Annotated in this window: 21 protein-coding genes, 2 tRNA genes and 1 pseudogene; 15 read left to right on the forward strand and 9 right to left on the reverse strand. The window is 74.0% G+C overall.

What is annotated here, in order from left to right:
* Positions 1–59: 59 nt before the first annotated feature.
* Entirely contained in the window at positions 60–1,832 is a 1,773-nt protein-coding gene (locus ABEB06_RS19295; protein ID WP_345698111.1) for a WD40 repeat domain-containing protein, read from the reverse strand.
* Between the two features lie 134 nt (positions 1,833–1,966).
* On the opposite strand from ABEB06_RS19295, the gene ABEB06_RS19300 reads away from it, so the two are divergent.
* The 7 genes and pseudogenes from ABEB06_RS19300 (at position 1,967) to ABEB06_RS19330 (ending at position 6,904) form a co-directional block, all read left to right on the forward strand.
* Entirely contained in the window at positions 1,967–2,743 is a 777-nt protein-coding gene (locus ABEB06_RS19300; protein ID WP_345698112.1) for a WXG100-like domain-containing protein, read from the forward strand.
* A complete protein-coding gene (locus ABEB06_RS19305) occupies positions 2,740–3,678 on the forward strand; it encodes a nucleic acid/nucleotide deaminase domain-containing protein (protein WP_345698113.1) in 939 nt (312 codons plus the stop codon). Before ABEB06_RS19300 ends, ABEB06_RS19305 begins: the two co-directional genes overlap by 4 nt.
* 39 nt (positions 3,679–3,717) lie before the next feature.
* Positions 3,718–4,443, forward strand: coding sequence for an SUKH-4 family immunity protein (locus ABEB06_RS19310; protein WP_345698114.1), 726 nt, complete (start codon positions 3,718–3,720; stop codon positions 4,441–4,443).
* A 17-nt stretch (positions 4,444–4,460) separates the two neighbouring features.
* On the forward strand, positions 4,461–5,330 hold the full coding sequence (locus ABEB06_RS19315) for a nucleic acid/nucleotide deaminase domain-containing protein (protein WP_345698115.1): 870 nt from the start codon (positions 4,461–4,463) through the stop codon (positions 5,328–5,330).
* Complete coding sequence (locus ABEB06_RS19320; protein WP_345698116.1) at positions 5,323–5,487, forward strand: SUKH-4 family immunity protein; 165 nt, start codon at positions 5,323–5,325, stop codon at positions 5,485–5,487. Before ABEB06_RS19315 ends, ABEB06_RS19320 begins: the two co-directional genes overlap by 8 nt.
* Before the next feature lie 83 nt (positions 5,488–5,570).
* Positions 5,571–5,870: pseudogene (locus tag ABEB06_RS39375) on the forward strand (SUKH-4 family immunity protein); the annotation flags it as partial.
* A 188-nt stretch (positions 5,871–6,058) separates the two neighbouring features.
* Positions 6,059–6,904, forward strand: coding sequence for a DUF3152 domain-containing protein (locus ABEB06_RS19330; RefSeq protein ID WP_345698118.1), 846 nt, complete (start codon positions 6,059–6,061; stop codon positions 6,902–6,904).
* Positions 6,905–6,921: 17 nt separating this feature from the next.
* Here ABEB06_RS19330 and ABEB06_RS19335 read toward each other — a convergent pair whose 3' ends face one another.
* From ABEB06_RS19335 to purS, 4 genes are all read right to left on the reverse strand, one after another.
* Positions 6,922–7,722, reverse strand: a complete 801-nt coding sequence (locus tag ABEB06_RS19335; protein WP_345698119.1) for a maleylpyruvate isomerase family mycothiol-dependent enzyme — start codon at positions 7,720–7,722, stop codon at positions 6,922–6,924.
* Positions 7,723–7,794: 72 nt separating this feature from the next.
* A complete protein-coding gene (purL, locus tag ABEB06_RS19340) occupies positions 7,795–10,050 on the reverse strand; it encodes a phosphoribosylformylglycinamidine synthase subunit PurL (RefSeq protein ID WP_345698120.1) in 2,256 nt (751 codons plus the stop codon).
* Complete coding sequence (gene purQ, locus ABEB06_RS19345; RefSeq protein ID WP_345698121.1) at positions 10,050–10,727, reverse strand: phosphoribosylformylglycinamidine synthase subunit PurQ; 678 nt, start codon at positions 10,725–10,727, stop codon at positions 10,050–10,052. The genes purL and purQ overlap by 1 nt, the downstream gene beginning before the upstream one ends.
* Entirely contained in the window at positions 10,724–10,978 is a 255-nt protein-coding gene (purS, locus tag ABEB06_RS19350; protein WP_033250393.1) for a phosphoribosylformylglycinamidine synthase subunit PurS, read from the reverse strand. The genes purQ and purS overlap by 4 nt, the downstream gene beginning before the upstream one ends.
* Positions 10,979–11,389: 411 nt before the next feature.
* Between purS and ABEB06_RS19355 the strand changes: the two genes are divergently transcribed.
* The 7 genes from ABEB06_RS19355 to ABEB06_RS19385 all read left to right on the forward strand — a co-directional run bounded on the left by ABEB06_RS19355 (position 11,390) and on the right by ABEB06_RS19385 (position 15,868).
* Positions 11,390–11,707: a histone-like nucleoid-structuring protein Lsr2 gene (locus ABEB06_RS19355; RefSeq protein WP_345698122.1), complete on the forward strand. Its 318-nt coding sequence runs from the start codon at positions 11,390–11,392 to the stop codon at positions 11,705–11,707.
* 125 nt (positions 11,708–11,832) lie between these two features.
* A tRNA-Gly gene (locus tag ABEB06_RS19360) sits at positions 11,833–11,905 on the forward strand.
* A 40-nt stretch (positions 11,906–11,945) separates the two neighbouring features.
* A tRNA-Gly gene (locus tag ABEB06_RS19365) sits at positions 11,946–12,021 on the forward strand.
* 148 nt (positions 12,022–12,169) lie between these two features.
* Positions 12,170–13,150, forward strand: coding sequence for an ABC transporter ATP-binding protein (locus tag ABEB06_RS19370; protein WP_345698123.1), 981 nt, complete (start codon positions 12,170–12,172; stop codon positions 13,148–13,150).
* Complete coding sequence (locus ABEB06_RS19375; protein WP_345698124.1) at positions 13,147–13,941, forward strand: ABC transporter permease; 795 nt, start codon at positions 13,147–13,149, stop codon at positions 13,939–13,941. Before ABEB06_RS19370 ends, ABEB06_RS19375 begins: the two co-directional genes overlap by 4 nt.
* A 53-nt stretch (positions 13,942–13,994) precedes the next feature.
* Positions 13,995–15,254, forward strand: coding sequence for a sensor histidine kinase (locus tag ABEB06_RS19380; protein ID WP_345698125.1), 1,260 nt, complete (start codon positions 13,995–13,997; stop codon positions 15,252–15,254).
* Entirely contained in the window at positions 15,251–15,868 is a 618-nt protein-coding gene (locus ABEB06_RS19385) for a response regulator (protein WP_345698126.1), read from the forward strand. The genes ABEB06_RS19380 and ABEB06_RS19385 overlap by 4 nt, the downstream gene beginning before the upstream one ends.
* 4 nt (positions 15,869–15,872) lie before the next feature.
* Here ABEB06_RS19385 and ABEB06_RS19390 read toward each other — a convergent pair whose 3' ends face one another.
* From ABEB06_RS19390 to purD, 4 genes are all read right to left on the reverse strand, one after another.
* Complete coding sequence (locus ABEB06_RS19390) at positions 15,873–16,769, reverse strand: phosphoribosylaminoimidazolesuccinocarboxamide synthase (RefSeq protein ID WP_345698127.1); 897 nt, start codon at positions 16,767–16,769, stop codon at positions 15,873–15,875.
* Positions 16,770–16,828: 59 nt separating this feature from the next.
* Positions 16,829–18,370: a N,N-dimethylformamidase beta subunit family domain-containing protein gene (locus ABEB06_RS19395; protein WP_425559651.1), complete on the reverse strand. Its 1,542-nt coding sequence runs from the start codon at positions 18,368–18,370 to the stop codon at positions 16,829–16,831.
* A gap of 129 nt (positions 18,371–18,499) precedes the next feature.
* A complete protein-coding gene (locus ABEB06_RS19400; RefSeq protein WP_345698129.1) occupies positions 18,500–20,017 on the reverse strand; it encodes a hypothetical protein in 1,518 nt (505 codons plus the stop codon).
* Positions 20,018–20,440: 423 nt separating this feature from the next.
* Positions 20,441–21,685 carry a phosphoribosylamine--glycine ligase gene (gene purD, locus ABEB06_RS19405; protein WP_345698130.1) on the reverse strand — a complete coding sequence of 415 codons (1,245 nt, stop codon included), beginning with the start codon at positions 21,683–21,685 and terminating at the stop codon, positions 20,441–20,443.
* Between the two features lie 425 nt (positions 21,686–22,110).
* Here purD and ABEB06_RS19410 point away from each other — a divergent pair, with 425 nt between their 5' ends.
* Positions 22,111–22,896 carry an SLATT domain-containing protein gene (locus ABEB06_RS19410; protein WP_425559652.1) on the forward strand — a complete coding sequence of 262 codons (786 nt, stop codon included), beginning with the start codon at positions 22,111–22,113 and terminating at the stop codon, positions 22,894–22,896.
* Positions 22,897–22,904 lie beyond the last annotated feature (8 nt).

Genomic DNA, 22,904 nt, shown 5'->3' on the forward strand with positions numbered 1-22,904 from the left:
GCAGCCCCTCGAACCGCCGTCCGGCTCCGTGCCGGGCGGCGGTTCCCCATGTCCGCCGCCTACGGGCGGCGCAGTTCGAGGGCGACCAGGCCGTCGTCCAGTCCGGCCAGCAGGGTGTCACCGACCAGGGCCAGGGTCCGGACCGGGGATCCGAGCCGCAGGTCGAGCGGGCCGCCCGGCTGTTCCGGCCGGCGGATCCGGATCAGCCCGTCGGCCCAGGCCGCGGCGACCACCAGGCCGGCCGGGCCGGTGCCGAGCGCGACCGCCGCGACCGCGCAGGGCCGCCGGTCGGCCGGGTCCGGCATCGGGTCGCCGTCCGGGCCCCAGAGCCGGACGGCCCCGTCGAAGCCGCCGCTGGCGAGCAGGGCGGGCCCGGGGTCGGCCGGGCCGGTGCCGAGGGCGGTGCCCGCCAGCGCGGTCACCGGGCCGGCGTGCAGCGGCCGGCTGTGCACGTCACCGCGTTCGTACCAGTGCACCGCGCCGGAGGTGTCGCCGAGGGCCGGGGCGGCGTCCGGCAGGCCGGGGATCCCGGCCAGGGCGGTCGCCTCGCCGCCGAGGGCGGTGCGCAGCCGGGCCAGCACCGCGTCCAGGGCGTACGGGTCGAGGCCCGGGGCGGGCTCGGCCGGGGCGACCGGCTCGATGCCGCCCCAGGCGTCGAGCAGCACCAGGCTGCCGCCCGCGGTCGCGGCGAGCCCGCGGAGCGGTTTGGGGCCGGGCACGGGGATCCGGCCGAGGGTGGCACCGGTGAGCGGGGCGAGCGTGCGGACGGATCCGGTGCCGTCGGCGAGCAGCCACTGGTCCCGGTGGGGTCCGGCGCCGGCGGTGGAGACGGTGATCGTGCCGGGCTCCCAGTGCGCCCAGCGGGCGCTCCAGGCGCTGGGCGCGGAACCGAGCCGGGCCGCGGCGGCGTCGTCCACGCCCAGCAGGCGGGTGCGCAGCAGGTGGGCGCGCTGGGCGGCGTCGGGGGTCTCGACGAGGCCGGGTCCGGCGGCGTCCCAGGCGGTGGCGAGGGTGCCGTCGGCGGTCTCCAGCCCGGCGGTGACGGCCACGGGGTGGGCGAGCACGGCCAGCAGCGGGTCGGCGGTGAGCGGGCCCGGGTCGCGCTCGTGCGCGGCGGCCGTCCACAGCTCGGTGAGCAGGGGCTCGCCGGCGGTCGCCAGGTCGGGGGTGCCGTCCGCGCCGGGCGGCGCTGTGGCGAGGATCTCGGCGAACGGGCGGGGAGCGGTCGGCTCGACGCCGAGGGCCCGGCCGGGGCTCGGGTAGGCGTCGGGGTCGGCGTCCTGCTGGGCGCACCACTGGGCGAAGCGGTCCCGGTCGGTCCACTGCGGGTCGTCCAGTTCCAACACCGCGGGGGTGGGCACCACGGTGAAGGCGCCGGCCTCCAGCGAGTCGGTGGAAGCCTCGACCAACAGCCGGACGTGCTCCAGCTCCAGGAGGGGGTTGAGGAACTCGTAGACGATGCGGATCGGCGCCACGGCCCGGTCGAGCTCGGGTACGCAGATGACCGTCCGACGCGGGTCGGCGGCCAGCGCGGCGATCAGGTCGTCCGGGGTGCGGGCCGGGACCTCCAGTTGCCGGGCGAGTTGCCAGACCAGTCCGCGCAGGCTGAGTCCGTCGGCCGGGACGACGGCGTTGAGGCGCTGCGCCGGCGGGGTCTCGGGTGTGGTGCAGCCGGTGACCAGCCAGGCCAGCAGGTGGGTCCTGCCGGATCCCGGCGAGCCGGAGACCCGGCACAGCCGGGGTGCGCGCTCGTCGTCCAGCCAGCCGAGCAGGGCGGCTCCGGCTGCCCTGCGGCCGGCGCGCAGTGGCGGTATTCGACGGTCGGTTCCCATGTTCCTTGCCCCCGTTCCGAACAGTCCTACGATCCGAGCCTACTCACCGGACCCCTGTCGAGGGGGCCGGAGAGTTGACCCCCGCCCACAGCAGACTGATAGTCATATGACCACTCTCGGGGGAAGGGGAACAGATGGGCGTCGTGCTGCCCGACGAACTCGCCTGGGTGCTCGACCTGATCGGGATCAACTGGCCCAATGTCGACGAGGACGAGTACCGCGAGATGGCGGACGAACTCCGGGACCTCGCATCGACGTTGAACGCCGACAAGGACCTGATCGCCGGCGCCGCGCAGGAATTCCTGGGCATCAGCCAGGGCGCCGGCGCGGACGCCTTCCAGGCGCACTGGGACAAGGTGGCCGGCACCCACATGCCCCAAGTCGCCCAGGCTCTGGACGTGTTCGCGATGGGGCTGGACGGCGCGGCACTGGTGATCAGCGGCGCGAAGATCGCCGCGATCGTCCAACTCGGCATCATGGCGGCCGAGGTGATCGCCGCCCAGGCCGCCGCACCGTTCACCTTCGGCCTCTCGGAGGCGGGCGCGCTCGGCGCCACCCAGGCCACCCGGATCATCGTCAAACGCCTCCTCAAGGAGGCCGAGCAGCAGCTGCTGTCCGAGCTGGTGTCGCTGGTCGAGGGGCCGGTCTTCGCCGCCCTCGGCAACATCGCCCAGGACCTGGTGGTCCAGCTCGCCCGCAACGCCCTCGGCGCCCAGGACGGCATCGACTGGGGCGAGGCCGCCGACGCCGGCAAGCAGGGCCTCAAGGAAGGCGTCCAGCAGTCGGTCGACCAGGTCAAGGGCTACGCCGACGATCCGCTGGGCAGCGCCCGGAACTTCGCCCAGAACACCGTCACCGGCGCCGCGCAGGGCACCCAGCAGCAGGCGCCGTCCCACCGAGGTGCGCGATGACCGACATCAAACACGACTTCGACGCGGCCGAGACCCTCGCCCGGAACTTCGACACCCACTTCGACCGGATGCGCGAGCACCACACCCGCACCACGCGCAACCGCACCCGCTCGGTCAGCGGCCGACACACCAACGACCCGATGGGCAAGATCGTCTCCGACATGGCCGACCGGGCCCTCGGCGCGATCGAGACCGCGCTCAGCGGCCTCGCCCAGCACGCCAAGGACACCGGCGCCGGCATCCGGAGGATGAGCCAGAACCACAAGGACCTGGAAGCCAAGCTCGCCGACCACTACAAGCGGATCGTCAACAAGCACGACACCACGCCGGTCTACCTGCTCGACCACAAGGGGGACGTGCACCGCGTCCACCCCGACGGCAGCAAGACGAAGATCGACGACGAGAACGACTCCGGCATCAAGCACTTCTTCAAGAACGGCCGGTCGGAGCTCTTCCGGGTGACCAAGGCCGACGTCCCGCCCCAGGACGCGAAGCGCACCGGCTCGCGCAAGGTCCGACCCGGCGGCTCCGAGCTGGCCCGGGCCACCCAGCGCGCCCGCCTCGCCCAGCGCGACTACGGCAGCTACGGACCGGACAGCCAGGCGCGCGCCAACTACGCCGCGCTGCACTACCAGGACGGCGAGCGGAACTTCATCCTCGTCGCCCGCAGCGACTTCCTGAACAACGCCCACTCCGAACGGCGCATCGGCCACCCGATCCTGGACAGGATGCAGGGTCCCAACGTGCGGTCGCTGTACAGCGAACGGGCGCCCTGCGACTCCAAGCTCTCCAACTGCGGGAGCTGGCTGCACGCCAAGTTCCCGCACCTGACCGACGTCAGCCACAGCATCGACTACCCGGGAACCGAGGACCACTCGAAGTACCTCAAGGACCTCAAGGAACGCCATTTCCAGATCTTCCGCCGACGACGGTGACGCCGGGATCGCCCTCCCGCCCACGGATAGGCTGTGCCCATGACGCCCGACGAACCGAACCCGCAGAGCCGGCCCGTCACCCGCGCCGCCCTGGAAGAGGTCTACGGCGCCGACGGGCTCGTCCGGGTGCCCGCCGACCGGCTGCCCGCCGCGGTCACCGATCCGGCCGCACGGGCCTTCCTCACCGACGTCGGCCTGCCGGTCGCCCCCGGTGCGGTGGTCCGGGCCGACCCGGCCGCGCGCGCCGACGGCCTGCCCGGCCTGGCCGAGTCCTGCCTGCCGGAGAAGGTCGACGAGGCGTACCCGGGGCTGCCCGGCGACGGCGCCGCCCTGCTGGTCGTCGGGCACTACGGCGCGGGCCTGTTCGTGCTCGACGGCGCCTCCGGCGCGGTCCACGCGCTCGCCCCGCACCAGGACCCGGCGGTCAACGGCCGCCCCGCCCACCGCGATCTGCACGCGTACGTCCGCTGCCTGCTCGCCTTCGGCGGGCGGGAGCTCTGGCTGCTCTCCGACCTGATGGACCCGGACACCGCGGACTGGTGCCGCGGCCACTTCCCGGAGTTCGCCGAGCTCTGCCCGGCCCGCGACGAGGACGACGACGACTTCTTCCTCGAGGAGGACGAGGAGCAGGAGCTCCTCGCCCGGATGCCCGACGTGGACGAGGTCCTGGCCGGGCTGACCGCGAAGCTCCGCCAGGTGGAGCCGGACATCACCGACCAGCCGGTCTGGCAGCAGATCCTGCACGACTTCCGCCACGGCTACTGACCCTGAACGACGGAGCCATGACCGCAGAACTCTCCCAGCGCCTGCTCGACCGTTTCGGCCCCGCCGGCCTGCGCCGACCGGACGCCGAGGAACTCGCGGCGACCGCCGTACCCGGCGAGACCGCCGCCCTGCTCGCCGCCGCGGGCCTCCCGGTCCAGGTGGGGCCATACTTCACCACCGCCGCCGACGATCCAGTGACCCTCGCCGCCTACGCCGAGCAGATCGGGCTGGACCCCGCCGACCGGCCGGAGGCGGACTGGGCACGGCTCGGCACCGACCGCGGCGCGGAGCTGTGCGTCGACGGACAGGGCCGGGTCTGGGCGGTCTACCTCGCCTTTCCCGAGCCCCCCGTCCTGGTCGACACCTCGCTCGCGGCCTTCCTCGACAACCTCTGCGAGCTCGACGAGACCCTCCGGGCGCTGGCCGCCACCGACGTCCCGGACGAGGTCTTCCGCCTGTTCTCCGCCGTGGAGAGCCGGATGCGGGCCACCGACCTGCGCGCGTTCGAGGACGACGAACTGTGGTGGCCCCGGGTCCTGGAGGACGTCCGGCACACCCGCGGCGTGCCCGGCTACGCCGCGTTCAAGTACCGCGGCCCCAAGGGCGAGCCGGAGATCGTCACGGCCGACGGCTCGCTCGCGCTGCACCCCGAGGAGGCGCTCTGGAGCCGCCTCGGCGGCTCCGGCGTCGACCCCGAGGACGTCCTGGAGGTCTACACCGAGCTGCAGGCCTGCTTCATGCCCGGCCACTACTGCAGCGTCTGGCTGGCCCGGACCTTCCCGAACGCCGAGTTCAGCCACAGCTACGACTACGGCGACACCGCGGCCGAACGGGAGGCCGGCATCCGCGAACTCGCGACCGCGCTCGCGGAAGAGCCGCGTGGCTGACCCCCGGACCACCGGGCCGGTCACCCGCGGAGCCCTGGAGGGCTTCTTCGGCGCGGACGGGCTGCTCCGCGTCCCCGCCGAGCGGCTCCCCGCGAGCCTGACCGATCCCGGTGCCCGGGCCTTCCTCACCGGCATCGGCCTTCCCCGGACCCGGTGACGCCGCTGGAACCCCACAGCCGCGTCGAGCACGGCATGATCCGGCTGGCCGAGCTGTACCTGCCGCACCACCGGCTGTTCGAGATGCACCGGGGCCTGCCCGCCGGGGCCGGCGACTGGCTGGTCCTCGGCACCCACGGCGAGGTGCCGTTCGCCCCGGACGGCGGCTCGGGCGCCGTCCACACCGTCGCGGGCGACCCGGACGCGGCGTACGCCCGTCCCGCCCACCGCGACCTCCACTCACTGGCGCGCTGCCTGATGGCCTACGACGCCGAGGTGATGAGGCTGCTCCTCGCCGACTTCCTCGACGAGGAGCAGCTCGCCTGGTGCGCCGAGCACCTCCCACACTGGAACGAGGTCGAGGACGCGGACCACGAGGAGGTCGTGGCCCGCTTCACCGCGCGCCTCGAAGCGGCCGAACCCGGTATCCTCACCAACCCCGGCCGGCAGGGCGCCGTCCACACGCTCCGCCACGGCTTCCAGCCCTCCCCTCCGGCACCTCCGGCACCGGCTGCAACCGCAGCGGCCGGGCGGGCCGTCCCAGTCGGTAGCCGACCAGGAAGCATCAACCCGTGCCCACGACCCGCAGTGCCGCCGTGTCCCGCCGTGCCCGCAACGCCCTGCGCCGTCGGCGCGAGCGCCTGCGGCGGCTGCGGCGGACGGTCCTGGTGGCCGTGGTGCTGGTGGCGGCCGGGGTGGCGGTGCTGCTGCACGGCGGGGGCGGCCCGGAGCCGGGGCCGACCGCGCAGGCCCGTCCGGTCCCGCCCGCCGAGGCGACGGCGAAGCCGAGTCCGAGCCCGACGCCCAGCCCCACACCGACCCCGACGCCGCCCCCCTCGCCCGCACCGACCGTGGTCGCCCGCGGCGAGGGCACCTTCACCTCCGCCCGGGCGGACGGCAAGGCGGTCGGCAAGGGCACCGTCCGCCGCTACAAGGTCGAGGTGGAGGACGGCATCGGCATCGATCCACAGGCGGCCGCGGGCATCGTCCAGGCCGTCCTCGCCGACCGGCGCGGCTGGACCGCGAGCGGCACGAACGGCTTCCAGCTGGTCGCCTCCGGCAGCTACGACTTCACCGTGCGGATAGCCTCGCCGGCCACCGTCGACAAGATCTGCGCCACCGTCGGGCTGAACACCAAGGGCGAGGTGAACTGCGACGCCGGCAGCCAGGTGATGGTCAACTCCAAGCGCTGGCTGACCGGTTCACCGCAGTTCAACGGTCCGCTGGCCGACTACCGGGCGCTGATCGTCAACCACGAGGTGGGCCACCGGATCGGCCGCGGCCATGAGGGGTGCCCGGGCCCGGGCAAGCCGGCGCCCGCCATGATGCAGCAGATCTACGGCCTGGACGGCTGCACCCCCAACGCCTGGCCGTACACCGCCGACGGCGAGTACATCAGCGGCCCGTCGGTGCCGTAGCGGGAGGCGCCCGGCGGTCAGCCCAGCACCGGCAGAAGGGTGCTGAGGTCGCTGCGCTCGCCGCTCGCCGAGAGCGACACGTCCAGCACCTCCGCCCAGGCCACCCGCCCGGTGGCCAGCCGGATCCAGGTCAGCGGTTCGGCCTCCACCACGTTCGGCGGCGTCCCCCGGGTGTGCTTCGGGCCCTCCACGGCCTGCACCACGGCGTACGGCGGCACCCTCAACTCGACCGCACCGCCCGGCACCTGGTCGGCGAAGGCGTCGGCGAGCAGCCGGGTCGCGGCGGCCACCGCCTGCTTCTCGTGCGCGAAGTCGGTGCCCAGCGCCTGCGCCAGGTCGTCCGCGTGGACCACGGTCTCCACCAGCCGGGTCACCAGGAAGTCGGCCAGCGGCATCGGCCCGAAGCGCATCGCGATCAGCCGGCCGGGCTCCTCGGCGGCCGGCAACGCCGCCAGCAGCGCGTCGCAGCACCGGTCGAACTCGGCGGCGACCGCGGCGGCCGGTCCGGCGAACGCCCCGGCGGCCAGCTCCTCGGCGATGTCGTTGATGGTGGCGGCGGCCGTCCTGGTCTGCCGCGCCCAGTACAGCGGGGTGATCGGCCGCACGTCCGGGATCGGGTCGTCCAGATGGGCCGGCACCCAGCTGACCACCATGCCCAGGTGGGACACCAACTCCCGTACCCGCCAGTCCCCGAGCCGGGTCGGGAGGCTCAACTGCGCCTCGTCCAGGCCACGGACGGTGGAGCGCAGGGCCTCGATCTGCCCGGCCAGCGCAGCGCGCACCCTGGCCGGGTCGTAGGTGCGGGTCTTGGTCGCCATGGACGGCAGCGTACGCGCCGAAGGGCGGTCCGCGCAGAATGTGCGGACCGCCCTTCGGACGCAGGGGCCGGATCAGGCCAGCAGGGCCTCGATGACGCCGGTGTTGGCGTCCTTCAGCTCGGCCAGCGAGACGGTGAACTGGCCCTGGACGTCCAGGACGTCGCCGTCCACGACACCGATGCGGGTGGCCGGCAGGCCACGCGCGCCGCACATGTCGTTGAAGCGGAGCTCCTCGCTGCGCGGGACCGAGACCACCGCGCGGCCGGCCGACTCGGAGAACAGGAACACGAACGGGTCCAGGCCCTCCGGGACGACGACGCGAGCGCCGCGGCCGCCCTTGAGCGAGCTCTCCACCAGCGCCATGCCGAGGCCGCCGTCGGAGAGGTCGTGCGCGGCGTCGATCATGCCGTCGCGGGAGCCCGCGATCAGGATCTCGCCGAGCAGCCGCTCGCGCTCCAGGTCGACCTTGGGCGGCAGGCCGCCCAGGTGGCCGTGGACGACCTGGGTCCAGGCGGAGCCGCCCAGCTCGTCCTCGGTGTCGCCGAGGAGGTAGAGCAGCTGCCCCTCCTCGCCGAAGCCGATCGGGGTGCGGCGGGTGACGTCGTCGATGACGCCGAGCACCGCGACCACGGGGGTCGGGTGGATGGCGACCTCGCCGGTCTGGTTGTACAGCGAGACGTTACCGCCGGTGACCGGGGTGCCGAGCACCAGGCAGGCGTCGGCCAGGCCGCGGGTGGCCTCGGCGAACTGCCACATCACGTCCGGGTCCTCGGGGGAGCCGAAGTTGAGGCAGTCGGAGACCGCGAGCGGCTTGGCGCCGCCGGCCGCGACGTTGCGGTACGCCTCGGCCAGGGCCAGCTGGGCACCGGTGTACGGGTCCAGCTTGGCGTAGCGGCCGTTGCCGTCGGTGGCGACCGAGACGCCGAGGTTGGTCTCGTCGTCGATCCGGATCATGCCGGAGTCCTCGCCGTGCGAGAGCACGGTGTTGCCGAGCACGTAGCGGTCGTACTGGTCGGTGATCCACGCCTTGGAGGCCTGGTTCGGCGAGGCGGCGACCTTGAGCAGCGCGTCCTTGAGCTCGGCGCCGTTCGCCGGGCGGGCCAGCCGCTCGGCGGTCGGGGCGTCGGCCTGCAGCGCGTCCTGCCAGCTCGGGCGGGCGTACGGGCGCTGGTAGGTCGGCCCCTCGTGGGCGACGGTGCGCGGCGGCACGTCGACGACCTGCTCACCGTGCCAGAAGATCTCCAGGCGCTCGCCGTCGGTCACCTCACCGATGACGGTGGCGATGACGTCCCACTTCTCGCAGATCTCCAGGAAGCGCTCGACCTTGGCCGGCTCGACGATGGCGCACATGCGCTCCTGCGACTCGCTCATGAGGATCTCCTCGGGCGAGAGCGTGTTGTCGCGCAGCGGCACGGTGTCCAGCTCGACCCGCATGCCGCCGGTGCCGGCGGAGGCGAGCTCGGAGGTCGCGCAGGACAGGCCCGCGCCACCGAGGTCCTGGATACCGGCGACCAGGTCCTCCTTGAAGATCTCCAGGGTGCACTCGATGAGGAGCTTCTCCTGGAAGGGGTCGCCGACCTGGACGGCGGGGCGCTTGGCCGGGCCGGTGGCGTCGAAGGTCTCCGAGGCGAGCACGGAGACGCCGCCGATGCCGTCGCCGCCGGTGCGGGCGCCGTAGAGGATGACCTTGTTGCCGGGGCCGGAGGCCTTGGCGAGGTGGATGTCCTCGTGCTTCATCACGCCGACGCACAGCGCGTTGACCAGCGGGTTGCCCTGGTAGCAGGAGTCGAAGACGACCTCGCCGCCGATGTTGGGCAGGCCCAGGCAGTTGCCGTAGCCGCCGATGCCCGCGACGATGCCGGGCAGCACGCGCCGGGTGTCCGGGTGGTCCGCGGCGCCGAAGCGCAGCGGGTCCATCACGGCGACCGGGCGGGCGCCCATCGCGAGGATGTCGCGGACGATGCCGCCGATGCCGGTGGCCGCGCCCTGGTAGGGCTCGATGTACGACGGGTGGTTGTGCGACTCGACCTTGAAGGTGACCGCGTAGCCCTGGCCGACGTCGACCACACCGGCGTTCTCGCCGATGCCGACGAGCATGGCGTCGTTCTCGGGCGCCTTCTCGCCGAACTGCTTGAGGTGCACCTTGGAGCTCTTGTACGAGCAGTGCTCCGACCACATGACGGAGTACATGGCGAGCTCGGCGCCGGTGGGACGGCGGCCGAGGATCTCGCGGATCCGCGCGTACTCGTCTTCCTTGAGACCCAGCTCGGCCCAGGGCTGGGCGGCGTCCGGGGTCTGCTCGGCGTTCTTGACGGTGTCCAGGGTCATCAGGCGTTCACCAGCTGCTTGAGGACGGAAGTGAAGAAGCCCAGGCCCTCGGTGGTCGGGCCGGTGAGCGGCTCGACGGCGTGCTCCGGGTGCGGCATCAGGCCGACGACATTGCCCGCGGCGTTGGTGATGCCGGCGATGTCGCGGTACGAACCGTTGGGGTTCACGTCCAGGTACCGGGCGACGACGCGGCCTTCGGCCTCGAGCTCGTCGAGGACGTGGGCGTCGGCGACGAAGCGGCCCTCGCCGTTCTTCAGCGGAACGACGATTTCCTGGCCGGCCGAGTAATCCCGGGTCCAGGCGGTGCCGGCGTTCTCGATGCGCAGCTTCTGGTCGCGGCAGATGAAGTGCAGCGAGTCGTTGCGGGTGAGCGCGCCGGGCAGCAGGTGCGATTCGCAGAGGACCTGGAAGCCGTTGCAGATACCGAGGACCGGCATTCCGAGCTTGGCCTGCTCGATGACGGTGTCCATCACCGGCGAGAAGCGGGAGATGGCCCCGCAGCGCAGATAGTCGCCGTAGGAGAATCCGCCCGGCAGGACGACGGCGTCGACCTGGTGGAGATCCTTGTCACGGTGCCAGAGGGCGACCGGCTCGGCGCCGGCCAGGCGGACCGCGCGCTGCGCGTCGCGGTCGTCGAGGGAACCGGGGAAAGTGACGACGCCGACTCGGGTGGTCACTTGCCCTCCTCCTCGACGCGGACGGTGAAGTCCTCGATCACGGTGTTGGCGAGGAAGGTCTCGGCGGCTTCGCGGATGCGGGCGAGGGCGGCGTCGTCGACCGGGCCCTCCAGCTCCAGCTCGAAGCGCTTTCCCTGGCGGACGTCGGCGATCCCGGCGAATCCGAGACGCGGCAGTGCACGCTGCACCGCCTGTCCCTGGGGGTCGAGGATCTCCGGCTTGAGCATGACGTCGACTACGACGCGTGCCACTGGCACTCCCGGTGGTGATTGCGTGAAGGCGGGGGACCTTCAGCCTACCTGGGGTTCGGGGCCGGATTGCTGGCCCGGGAGGGTGACGCGCGTAGACACCCGCCCCTTACGCCGCAAGGGTTCCGGGCCCCTCCGGCGCCCCAGGGGGGCATCCGATTTCGGAGGTTTAATCCCTTCCGTAACGCCCGTGTATCGACGCATCGGGGAAGCACGTGAATATCCGGAAAAAAGGAATCGAGACCCTTCGATTTCCCCCGCCTTTGGGTGCAGAATAGGGCGACCGGCAGCCGGGCGCGCTGCGTATCCGGTTCGGGCCCCCACGCCCTCCGTATGCGCCCGCGCAGCGGCACACCGGGCCGACGGGGCACCCGAGACACCCGGCGGCCTAATTGCCCGAGAGGATTGACACCCATGGCTCAGCGTGTAGTCGTCACGCTCTCCGACGACCTGGACGGCGGCGCCGCCGCGGAAACCGTCCACTTCGGCGTTGACGGGAAGTCGTACGAGATCGACCTGTCCGCCGACAACGCGGAAAAGCTCCGGGAGGCCCTCGCCCCGTTCGTCGCGGCCGGCCGCCGCCAGAGCCGCAGCGGAAAGTCCTTCCGCCGCACCGCGCTGACCCCGGACCCGGCCGCGGTGCGCGCCTGGGCCCAGTCCAACGGCATGGAGCTGCCCGCCCGCGGCCGCATCCCGAAGCACGTGTACGAGGCGTTCGCCGACGCGAACTGACCGCCTGCGGTCCGCCCCACCCGACCCGGAGAGGAAGGGTGGGGCGAGCACTCTCACGGATGTTGTAGAGTATTTCTCGTCGCCAAGGGGAACACCCCGGGAGCGGCCGGCGCCCCAGGTGCCGTGCGGACGTGGCTCAGTTGGTAGAGCATCACCTTGCCAAGGTGAGGGTCGCGAGTTCGAATCTCGTCGTCCGCTCGCAGTGCCGAAAGGCGCAGCAGCACAAGTGAATAGACCTGCGGACGTGGCTCAGTTGGTAGAGCATCACCTTGCCAAGGTGAGGGTCGCGAGTTCGAATCTCGTCGTCCGCTCCATGACGGAAGGCCCCCTCGATCGAGGGGGCCTTCTGCGTTGCCCCGCCCCTCCCCCATGACATTTGTCACCGCCGACCCGTGGATCCGCACCGGCGACCGGTGACGGCCCGCACTGCCCGCGAGGCCGGGGCGACGGGAGGCTGGAGCCATGACCGACACCAGTCGCCCCGCCGTCGAGGCCGTGGGCCTGCACCGCCGCTACGGGCCTGCCGAGGGCGCCGGATTCGACGCCGTCCGCGGCCTCGACCTCACCGTCCACCGGGGCGAGCTGTTCGCCCTGCTCGGCACCAACGGCGCGGGCAAGACCTCCACCATGGAGCTGCTCGAAGGGCTCGCCGAACCCACCGCGGGGCAGATCCGGGTGCTCGGCCACGACCCGTACCGGGAGCGCGCCGCGGTCCGGCCGCGGATCGGCATCATGCTGCAGGAGGGCGGCTTCCCGGGCGAGCTGACCGTCGCCGAGGCCGGCCGCTGCTGGGCCGGGCTGACCAGCGACGCCCGCCCGGTGGACGAGGCGCTGGACCTGGTCGGCCTGCTGGACCGCCGCTCGGTGCGGGTCAAGCAGCTCTCCGGCGGCGAGCGCCGCCGGCTCGACCTGGCGGTGGCCCTGCTCGGCCGGCCCGAGGTGCTGTTCCTGGACGAGCCGAGCACCGGCCTCGACCCGGAGGCCCGGGCCTCGGTCTGGCAGCTGGTCCGCGAGCTGCGCGCGGGGGGCACCACCGTGCTGCTCACCACGCACTACCTGGAGGAGGCGGAGGAGCTCGCCGACCGGCTGGCCATCATGCACCGCGGCCGGGTGGTCGTCGCCGGCACCGTCGCCGAGGTGATCGCCGACCGCCCGTCCCGGATCGGCTTCGAGCTGCCGGAGCGCAGCGGCCCGCACGGGGACCTGGTGCTGCCGCCGCTCGCCGGGGCCGAGGTGACCGCCGAGGGCCGCCGGATCACCGTCCGCACCACCACCCTGCAGGCCACCCTGACCGACCTGCTCGGCTGGGCCGCCCACCACGGGGTCGCGCTCGGCGGTCTGGACGCCCGCAGCGCCTCGCTGGAGGAGGCCTTCCTCGCCATCGCCGCCGGCGCCGAGGCGTCCGGCCCCCGCGTCCCGTCCCCGATCGGAGCCTCGCTGTGACCACCGCCACCGGCCGCATGCTCGCCCTCGGCCGCGCCGAGGCCACCCTGCTGCTGCGCAACCGCACGGCGCTGTTCACCGCGCTGCTGCTGCCGCCGGCCATGGTCGTCGGGCTGTCCAGCGCCCTGGAGCAGCAGGCCGAGGACAACCCCGGGCTGGACGTCCATGCCAGTGTGATCAGCGGCCTGGCCGGAGTCATCCTGCTGTTCGTCGTCTACTACACGCTGACCGCCTCGTACGTGGCCCGCCGCGGCGAGCTGGTCCTCAAGCGGCTGCGCACCGGCGAGGCCCGGGACGCCGAGATCCTGCTCGGCACCTCGGTGCCCGCGGTCGCCCTGGCGCTGCTGGAGGTCGTGCTGCTCGGCGGGATCGGCGGGGTGGTGTTCGACCTGCCGGTGCCGGCCAACCCGGTGCTGCTGCTGGCCGGCGTGCTGCTGTCGCTCGCCGTGCTGATCGCCCTGGCGGCGCTCTCCAGCGCCTTCACCAGGACGGTGGAGAGCGCCGGGCTGACCACCCTGCCGCTGCTGCTGGTCTCCCAGCTCGGCTCGGGCCTGATGTTCCCGCTGGAGGTCATGCCGGACGGGCTCGCCCGGATCTGCCAGTCGCTGCCGACCACGCCCGGCTTCCAGCTGATCCGGCTCGGCTGGTTCGGCACCGACGGTTCCGCCCCGCCCACCGGGTTCCTCGGCACCTGGGGCGAGGCCTGGCCGCACCTGCTGCTGGGCGTCGTGTGGACGGTCGCGGCCGCCTGGGCCGCCCGCCGGTACTTCCGGTGGGAGCCGCGTCGCTGACGGCCCCGGGCCCGGCTGGTATGAAGAAGGCCGAACCGAAGGGGGGCGACCACATGGACGTGGCGATGCCGGTCCGCCGCTGGCGGGCCACCGGGAAGCCGCAGCGCACCGAGCTGTACGTCCGGTGGTCGCTCTACGCCGTCTCGCTGGTGCAGCCGCTGGCCACCCTCGGCATGCTCGGCGGCGCCGCCCGGAACGAGGCCGACCCCGCGGTGCTGCGGATCGCCGCCGTCGGGACGGTGGTGGCCGCGGCGCTCAACGCCGCGCTGTTCAAGGTCGCGCTGCCCGCCTACCTGGGCCGGCGGCCCCGCCCGACCGGCTGGCTCGTGGTCAGCGGCCTGATCACCTACGGCATCGCCTTCGCGGTGCTGCTGCTCGCCCCGGCCCTCGACCGGCAGGGGCAGCCGTCCTTCGGCGTGGGCATCGCGGTGATCACCACGACCTTCTGGGTCGCGGCGGCCTCGCTCGCCCTGAGGATCCGCGAGGCCGCGGTCGTCGGGGTGGCCGCGATCGCGCTCACCGGTGTCCCGCTGGTGCTCGCCGGCCTGCCGGGGTCGAGCACCGCCGGGGCGCTGACCGGTGCCGCGATCGGCGCGCTGGCCGCCGCCACCACCTGCCGCTGCTCGGCGTGGACGGCGGCGGTGGTGTGGGAGCTGGACTCCGCCCGGGAGGCGCAGGCCCGGCTCGCGGTCGCCGAGGAGCGGCTGCGCTTCTCCCGCGACCTGCACGACGTGCTCGGCCGCAACCTCACCACCATGGCGCTCAAGAGCGAGCTGGCCGTGCAGCTGTCCAAACGCGGCCGCCCGGAGGCGGTCGACCAGATGACCGAGGTGCAGCGGATCGCCCAGGAGTCGCACCGCGAGGTCCGCGAACTGGTCCGCGGCTACCGGGAGGCCGACCTGCCGGCCGAGGTGGCCGGTGCCCGCTCGGTGCTGCGCGCCGCCGACGTGGAGTGCGAGACCGACTTCGCGATGGAACCCGGCACGCTGCCGCCGCGGGTGCAGTCGGTGCTCGGCTGGGTGGTCCGCGAGGCGACCACCAACGTGCTGCGGCACAGCGAGGCCGGGCACTGCGCGATCCGGCTGCGGGTGCGCGGCGGAGCGGCCGTCCTGGAGGTGGAGAACGACGGGGTGCCGCTGGTCCCCTCCCCCCGCCCGGCCGACGGCGCGGGCGGGCACGGGCTGAGCGGCCTGCGCGAGCGGCTCGCCCCGCACGGCGGCGTCCTGGACCTGCCCGCCGTCGCGGCCGGCAGCTTCCGGCTCACCGCGACCCTGCCGCTGACCGATCCCGCACCGGAGGCACCGACCCGATGAACCGGACACCCGTCCGCGTGCTGCTCGCCGACGACGAGCACCTGATCCGCGGCGCACTGGCCGCGCTGCTCGCCCTGGAGGACGACATCACGGTCGTCGCCGAGGCCGCGTCCGGCGGGGAGGCGCTGGCCATGGCCACCGCGCACCGGCCGGACGTCGCCGTGCTCGACCTGCAGATGCCCGGTCTGGACGGCATCGAGGTGGCCGCCGAGCTGCGGCACCGCCTGCCGGAGTGCCGGACGATGATCGTCACCGGGCACGGGCGGCCCGGCTACCTCAAGCGGGCGCTGGAGGTCGGGGTGCGCGGCTTCCTGCCGAAGACCGTCTCCGCGTCCGACCTGGCCAGGATCATCCGCACCGTGCAGGGCGGCGGGCGGTACGTCGACCCGGAGCTGGCCGCCGACGCGATCAGCTCCGGCGACAGCCCCCTGACGCCCCGTGAGACGGACGTCCTGGAGCTGGCCGCGCACGGCACCTCGGTCGCCGAGATCGCCGAGCGCGCGGCCCTCTCCCCCGGGACGGTCCGCAACTACCTGTCCTCGGCGGCCACCAAGCTCGGTGCCGAGAACCGCCACGCGGCCGTGCGGATCGCCCGGGAGCACGGCTGGATCTGAGCGCCTACCAGGACAGGCCGGTGAGCCGCTCGTAGGCCTCGATGTAGCGGGCCCGGGTGTGCTCGACGACCTCCAGCGGGAGGGCCGGCGGCGGGAGCTCGCCGGACGGGTCCCAGCCGGAGGCCGGCGAGGCCAGCCAGTTGCGGATGATCTGCTTGTCGAAGGACGGCTGGCTCTGCCCGGGCTTCCACTCGTCGGCCGGCCAGTAGCGCGAGGAGTCCGGGGTGAGCACCTCGTCGCCGATCACCAGCTCGCCGTCCAGCAGGCCGAACTCGAACTTGGTGTCCGCCAGGATCAGCCCGCGCTCCCGGGCGACGTCCTGGGCCCGGGAGTAGACCGCGAGGGTGGTCTGGCGGAGGGTGGCGGCCAGCTCCGCGCCGATCCGCCGCGCGGTCTCCTCGTACGGGACGTTCTCGTCGTGCTCGCCGACCTCGGCCTTGAGCGCCGGGGTGTAGATCGGCGCGGGGAGCTCCGAGCCGTCCTCCAGGCCCTCCGGCAGGGCGATGCCGCAGACCGTCCGGTCGGCCAGGTACTCCTTCAGGCCGGAGCCGGTGAGGTAGCCGCGGGCGACGCACTCGACCGGGACCATCTCCAGGTTGCGGCAGATCATCGTCCGCCCGGCCCAGTCGGCGGGGGCGCCGACCGGGACCTCGGTGGAGACCACGTGGTTGGGCACCAGGTCGGCGATCCGCTCGAACCACCACAGGGACAGCTGGGTGAGGATCCGGCCCTTGTCGGGGATCTCGTTGGGCAGCACCCAGTCGAACGCCGACGTCCGGTCGCTGGCCACCATCACCAGGTCGCCGTTCTCGGCCCGGTACAGGTCGCGCACCTTTCCGGTGTGCAGGTGGACCAGGCCGGGCACCTGGACCGGCTCGGGCTTGGTGACGAATCCGCTCAAGATCAGTCCTCAGGGCGAAAGGAAGGGGAGATTCGCCACCGAGTCTTTCACGGGTCGGCTCACCCCTCCTTGCAGAGGTGGTCCAGCAGGTTCGCGGTGGCCCGCTGGATCCGCTCGTCGGTGTGCCCCGGCCGGTCCAGCGCGGGCGACCAGGCGAAGGTGCCGGACGCGAAGACGTAGGCGCCGCTGGCCGCACGGTACAGCGAGGTCTCCTGGTGGGTGACCCGCCCGGCGGCGTCCCGGTACGGCGAGTGGGCGAGCAGGATCCGCTCGGTGTGCTCGGGCAGCGCGACCTTCGGGAAGTACCGGTCGGCCTCGCCGGCCACCAGGCCGGGCAGCTGGTCGCCGTCGCGCAGGCCGGTGCCCTCCCACAGCCAGTGCTCGGTGTTCCGGGCGACCAGCGGGACGGGCGCGGGCACGCTGCCCGCGTACTGCACGCCGAGCAGGTGCTGCTCCGGCTCGCCGGCGTCCCGCCACAGCGCGCTGGCGGCCCCGGGGACGCCGGCCGCCGGGCTGTCCGCGTCGACCCGCTGCCGCTTGCGGCAGTTCAGCAGCCGGTTCGGCTCGCCGGAGGCGCCGGCGGTCAGCTCGACGCGCCAGTACATGCTGTTGGCGGAGAGGAAGACCAGCGAGGTGCCGCCGTCCCGGGCCCGCTCGACGGCCCGCCGCATCTGCTCGGACCAGTACTCGTCGTGCCCGGGGAAGACCAGCGCCTTGTGCCGGGACGGGTCGACCAGCCCGGCGTGCAGGTCGGTCGCGGTGGCGTAGGCGAGGTCGTAGCCGTAGCGCTCGGCCCAGCGGATGAAGTCGTAGGCGTGGCCGACGTGCAGCGGCAGCCCGGCCCCGGCGTGCGGGCGGTCGAAGGAGACGGTGACCGCCGCCTCCCGCTCGCCGACCAGCCGGCCGTCCCCGTCCCAGGCGTGGTAGAGGCTGGCCCCCCGGTGGCCGTCCTCGGGGAAGAGGTTGTAGGCCTGCCAGGTGACGTCCGGGATCACCAGGAGCAGTTCGGCGGCGTGCGTGGTGGGGCTGAAGTCCCGTACGGTGAACGGGATGTGGCTGCGGTGGCCGCCGTCGGCGGTGGTCAGTACCGCGACGTAGGCGCCGGGCCGCCAGTCGGTCGGGACCTGCAGCCGCCAGGACTGCCACCAGTGGTGGCAGGAGACGGTGCGGCCGACCACCAGCGGCGCCGCCTGCGCCATACCGGCGATCAGCGGGCTGGAGTGGACCTGCCGGGCGCCGTCGCCGCCGTCGTGGCCGATCCGGTAGACGTCCACCTGGAACTCGCGCGGCGGGTTGACGGTGACCCGGAAGTCCACCGAGCCGCCGGGGCGGATCACCCCGGCCGAGGCGAAGCCCTTGATCTGCTGGTCCACGTCGTCCGCGTTGCGCGGGGTGCCGACGGGCGGCCGGGGGCGGGCGCCGGCGGTCAGCGGGCGCTGGCCGGGGGCGTCCACGCTGACGTACCAGGGCACGGCGGCCTCGCCGTCGGCGAGGTAGTGGTCGGGGCTGCGCAGCCAGGGCAGCGGGCCCTGCCCGAAGGGGTCCGAGACGCCGTGTGCCAGCGTGGCGGACTCCCATCTCCCGTTGGGTTCCGTCCCCACACGCCCTCCCCACCCCTGGCCCATCCGTCGCGGGTGGCAATTGCCATACGGATGTGCGTGCGGTCTAGCACACCACGACCGCTGGCGCTCCGTCACCCCACCGTAGCAAGTAGTACTCGTGAATCCGGGTCAGCCGGACAGCCGCACCGGCCGCTCCAACCGCACCCCCGCCGACTCCAGCCAGGCGCGCAGCGGAGCGTCGTCGCCCTGCTCCACCGCGGCGCAGACCGCCGGGCCCAGGTCGGCCCGCCGACCGGCCGGCAGCAGCACCGGCCCGTCCAGCCAGTCCAGCCCCGGGGTGGCCGCACCGGCGTCCGCCGCGGCGCAGCAGACCGTCGCGGTGATGTGCTCGACGAGCAGCTCACGGCCGCTGCGCACGGGTGCGGTCGGGGGCGTGACCCGGGCGGCGCGCGCCACCTGGCCGGCCAGGGCGGCGGCGAGCTGCTCGCTCTCGCCCGCCTTCAGCCGGGCCAGCAGCCGGGCCAGGCTGGGGCCGTCGGCCGGGCCGGCCGACGGGCGGTCGCCGGGCGTTCCGGGCCGGTCGAGCGCGGCGTGCAGGGCGGCGGCCTGGGTCCGCCAGCCGAGGTCGACCACGGCGCAGGGGTAGTCGGCCCAGTCGAGCTCGCACCAGCCGGTGGCGGGCTCCTCGTGCAGCAGGGCGGCGGCGACCCGGGAGACCTCGGCGTCGATCCGGCCCGGCTCCTCCAGCAGGTCGCAGGCGGGGCGGTCGCCCAGCCGCGTCCCGTAGCCGTCGGCCAGCCGGTCGCGGCGGGACAGCTCGGTCAGCGCGGCGACCACGCCGGCGTTGAGGTGGGTGGGGTGGCGGCCGAGCCGCCAGGCGGGCTCCGCCACGCGGGTGAGGAGGCGGTCCCACCCCGCGTAGGCGAGGCCGACCTGCTCCTGCGCGGCGATCCGCAGGCCGTAGTCGACGGCCTTGGCCTGCTCGGAGGCGGCGGCCGCGACCGCGTGCTCCAGCGCGGCGGAGTGCTCGCGGCAGGAGCGCAGCAGGGCGCGGTTGATCCGGTCGACCAGGGCGGCGGGGCCGCGGTGGCGGTCGCCGAGGGCCGCGTCCAGGCTGCGGACGAAGCGGCGGGCGGCGGCGATCTCGGGGTCGGCCGAGGCGGCGGTGCCGGCCACCACCGGGGCGAGCAGGGCGCGCAGCTCGCCGGCCCGCATCCACCACAGGAAGGGGGAGCCGATGACCAGGACGGGCGCGGGCGGCTCGTGGTGCCGGTGGAGCGGGCCGGGGGCCTCCTCCAGCCAGCTGTCGCAGTCCGGGGTGAGTTCGACGGCGGAGGGGACGGGCACCTCCAGCCGCTCGGCGAGGTCGCCGATCAGGCGGTACAGCTCGGGGGCCTCGGCGGGGTCGAGCCGGACCGCCGGGGTGACCGGTGGGACGGCACGCCGGTGCGAGCGGGTGACCAGCGCGGCGAGCAGCAGGCCGAGCGCGGCGACGGCGGCCACCACCAGGCGCACCGCGTCCCACGCTGCGGCGTCCGGCGAGCCGGGTGCGCCGATCCGGCCGGTGAGGCGCCCGGCGGTCAGCACCGCGGCGAGGGCGGCGGGCAGCGCGGCGGCCGCCAGGGCCCGTCCGCGGACCCGCAGGACGGCCTGGGCGTGTGTGCGTGCGGCATCGACAGCGACCATTCGACGCGGCACCCCCTTCGCAGCCGACTAGAAACGATCAACATCCGGGTGGAGAGCGGCCTTCACGGCCCCCGCCCGTGCATCCTGCGTGGCACTTCCGACAGTTTTGACGCCCGCGTGCAGACGGGTGTTCCGGATCGCCATGGATTCCACCCGTCCTGGTGACGGGGCGTGCGCACGCTCCCCCAGCATCCCCCCGGCGCCGCCCCGCCACGAGTGGCGGCCGCGCCGGCACGGCCCGGCCCATCGCGATCCAGCGCACCCTACGACCGCCGCCGGGGCTCCGTCAGCCGGATGCCCGGAACATCACCCGAAGGACTGGAATTCCGGGCTGCCGGCCGGTACCCGACCGGCTCGGAAAAGACTGCGGGGCGCTGCGTCCGGACGGGTAGTCCGTGCACAGCGCCCCGGTGGGGCCGTCCGTCAGCGGGCGGCCTTGAGCGCGATGTCGGTGCGGTGCTGGGCGCCCTTGAAGGCGATCCGCTCCACGCCGCGGTAGGCCTTGGCGCGGGCCTCGGCCAGGTCGCCGCCGGTGGCGGTGACCGACAGGACGCGGCCGCCGGCGGTGAGCACCGCGCCGTCCTCGCCGAGCCTGGTGCCGGCGTGCAGCACGAAGGCGGTGCCGTCGGCCTCCGCCTCGGCCAGGCCCTCGATCGGGTCGCCGGTGCGCGGCGCGGCCGGGTAGCCCTCGGAGGCGAGCACCACGGTCACCGCGGCGCCGTCGCTCCAGCGCAGCGGCTCCAGCTCGGCCAGGGTGCCGTTGGCGGCCGCCAGCAGCACGCCGGCCAGCGGGGTCTCCAGGCGGGCCAGCACGACCTGGGTCTCCGGGTCGCCGAAGCGGGCGTTGAACTCGATCACCCGGGTGCCGCGCGAGGTGAGCGCGAGCCCGGCGTAGAGCAGGCCGGAGAACGGGGTGCCGCGGCGGCGCAGCTCGTCCACGGTCGGCTGCAGGACGGTGTCCAGCACCTCCTGGACCAGGCCCTCGGGGGCCCAGGGCAGCGGGGAGTAGGCGCCCATGCCGCCGGTGTTCGGGCCCTCGTCGCCGTCCAGGGCGCGCTTGAAGTCCTGGGCCGGGACGAGCGGCAGCACGGTGGTGCCGTCGGTGATCGCGAAGAGCGAGACCTCGGGGCCGTCCAGGTACTCCTCGATCACCACGCGCTCGCAGGAGGCGGCGTGGGCCAGCGCGGCCTCGCGGTCGGAGGTGACCACGACGCCCTTGCCGGCGGCCAGGCCGTCGTCCTTGACCACGTAGGGGGCGCCGAAGGCGTCCAGCGCCGCGGCGGCCTCCTCGACGGTGGTGCAGACGTAGGAGCGGGCGGTGGGCACGCCGGCGCCGGCCATCACGTCCTTGGCGAAGGCCTTGGAGCCCTCCAGCTGGGCGGCCTCGGCGGACGGGCCGAAGACCGGGATCCCGGCGGCGCGCAGCGGGTCGGCGACGCCGGCCACCAGCGGGGCCTCCGGGCCGACCACCACCAGGTCGGCGGACAGCTCCCGGGCCAGCGCGGTGACGGCGGTGCCGTCCAGCTGGTCGACCGGGTGGACCGTCGCCACCTGCGCGATCCCGGCGTTGCCCGGGGCGCAGTGCAGCGCGGTGACAGCGGGATCTTGGGACAGAGAGCGGCACAGGGCGTGTTCGCGGGCGCCGCCGCCGATGACGAGGACCTTCACGCCTGGAAAGCGTAGTCGCTGGTGGAAGCTCCAATAGCAGGCGATCCAGGGCGTGGACACTTGGACGATCCTCCAGTCTGCCCGGAGGGTCAGGCCGGCAACCGTTCTTCACCTCGCTCGGACGAGTGAAATCCGTCCGGGCCCCGAAACCCGCTCACCTCGTGTTCCGGAGGTGAAATCCGATAACGATCACTGGCGAAGCGGCCCCACGGTCAGCCATTTGGCGGTAAGAAGTGCTGTTGGACCCGATCCGGCCCCACCCCCGGACACGGCACCATGGGCGGCCCACACCCGCACTCGGCGCCGCGGGCCCGACGACCGACGCGTTCGACTTCCGTCAGCCGGACGCGCAGTCAGATGCACGCACCGCCAGTCCCGGTACCCGCCGGGCCTCCGCAGTCACCCCGCCACAGGGAGCGCCACAGGTGAGCCAGCCGGAAATGCAGCCCGAGGAGAGCCCCTGGGGCAAGGAGATCGGTGAGGAGGACCAGCCGACCGTGCCCGCCCAGGGCCGGACGCCGACCGGCCGCCGCACCGACCTGAGTGCCCGCCAGTTCCCCCTGGGCGACTGGGGGGAGCCGGCCGAGCGCCTGGAGGAGCTCTACCGCTGGTCCGAGGAGCGCGCCGTCGAGGCGATCGACTGGTACCGCCGGGACCGGATCTGGAAGCGCCGCTGGGCCCGGTTCCTGCGCTTCGACGCGGCGGTCTTCGGTGCGGCCGGGGTGGCCGCACCGCTGGTCGCGCTCACCGGGGTGATCCACCACGCCGCCGAGTGGGGGTACCTCGGCCTCGCGCTCTCCGGCGCCTGCCTGCTCGCCGACCGCGCCTTCGGCCTGACCTCCGGCTGGATGCGGGACGTCTCCACCGCGCAGGCCCTGCAGCGGCGGCTGGAGGCCTTCCAGTTCGACTGGGCCTCGGAGTGCGTGCGCGAGGTGCTCGGCCCCACCGAGGGCACCGCGGGCGAGGCCGCCGAGCGCTGCCTCGGGGTGCTGCGGCGCTTCTGCGAGGACGTCTCCGACATGGTCCGCTCCGAGACCTCGGAGTGGATGCTGGAGTTCCGTGCCGGGATGAGCCGGCTGCCCACCCAGGTGCCCGGCGCCTGGGCCGGCCGCAGCGAGGGCGGCCCGGGCGCCCAGGTCCGCGTCCTGCCGCCGCCCGGCACCCGGCCCACCATGCCGCGCCAGCGGCCGCCGGAGGGCCCGCTGCGCTGAGCGGGACC

It is taken from the genome of Kitasatospora terrestris, assembly GCF_039542905.1.
Classification (GTDB): Bacteria; Actinomycetota; Actinomycetes; order Streptomycetales; family Streptomycetaceae; genus Kitasatospora; species Kitasatospora terrestris.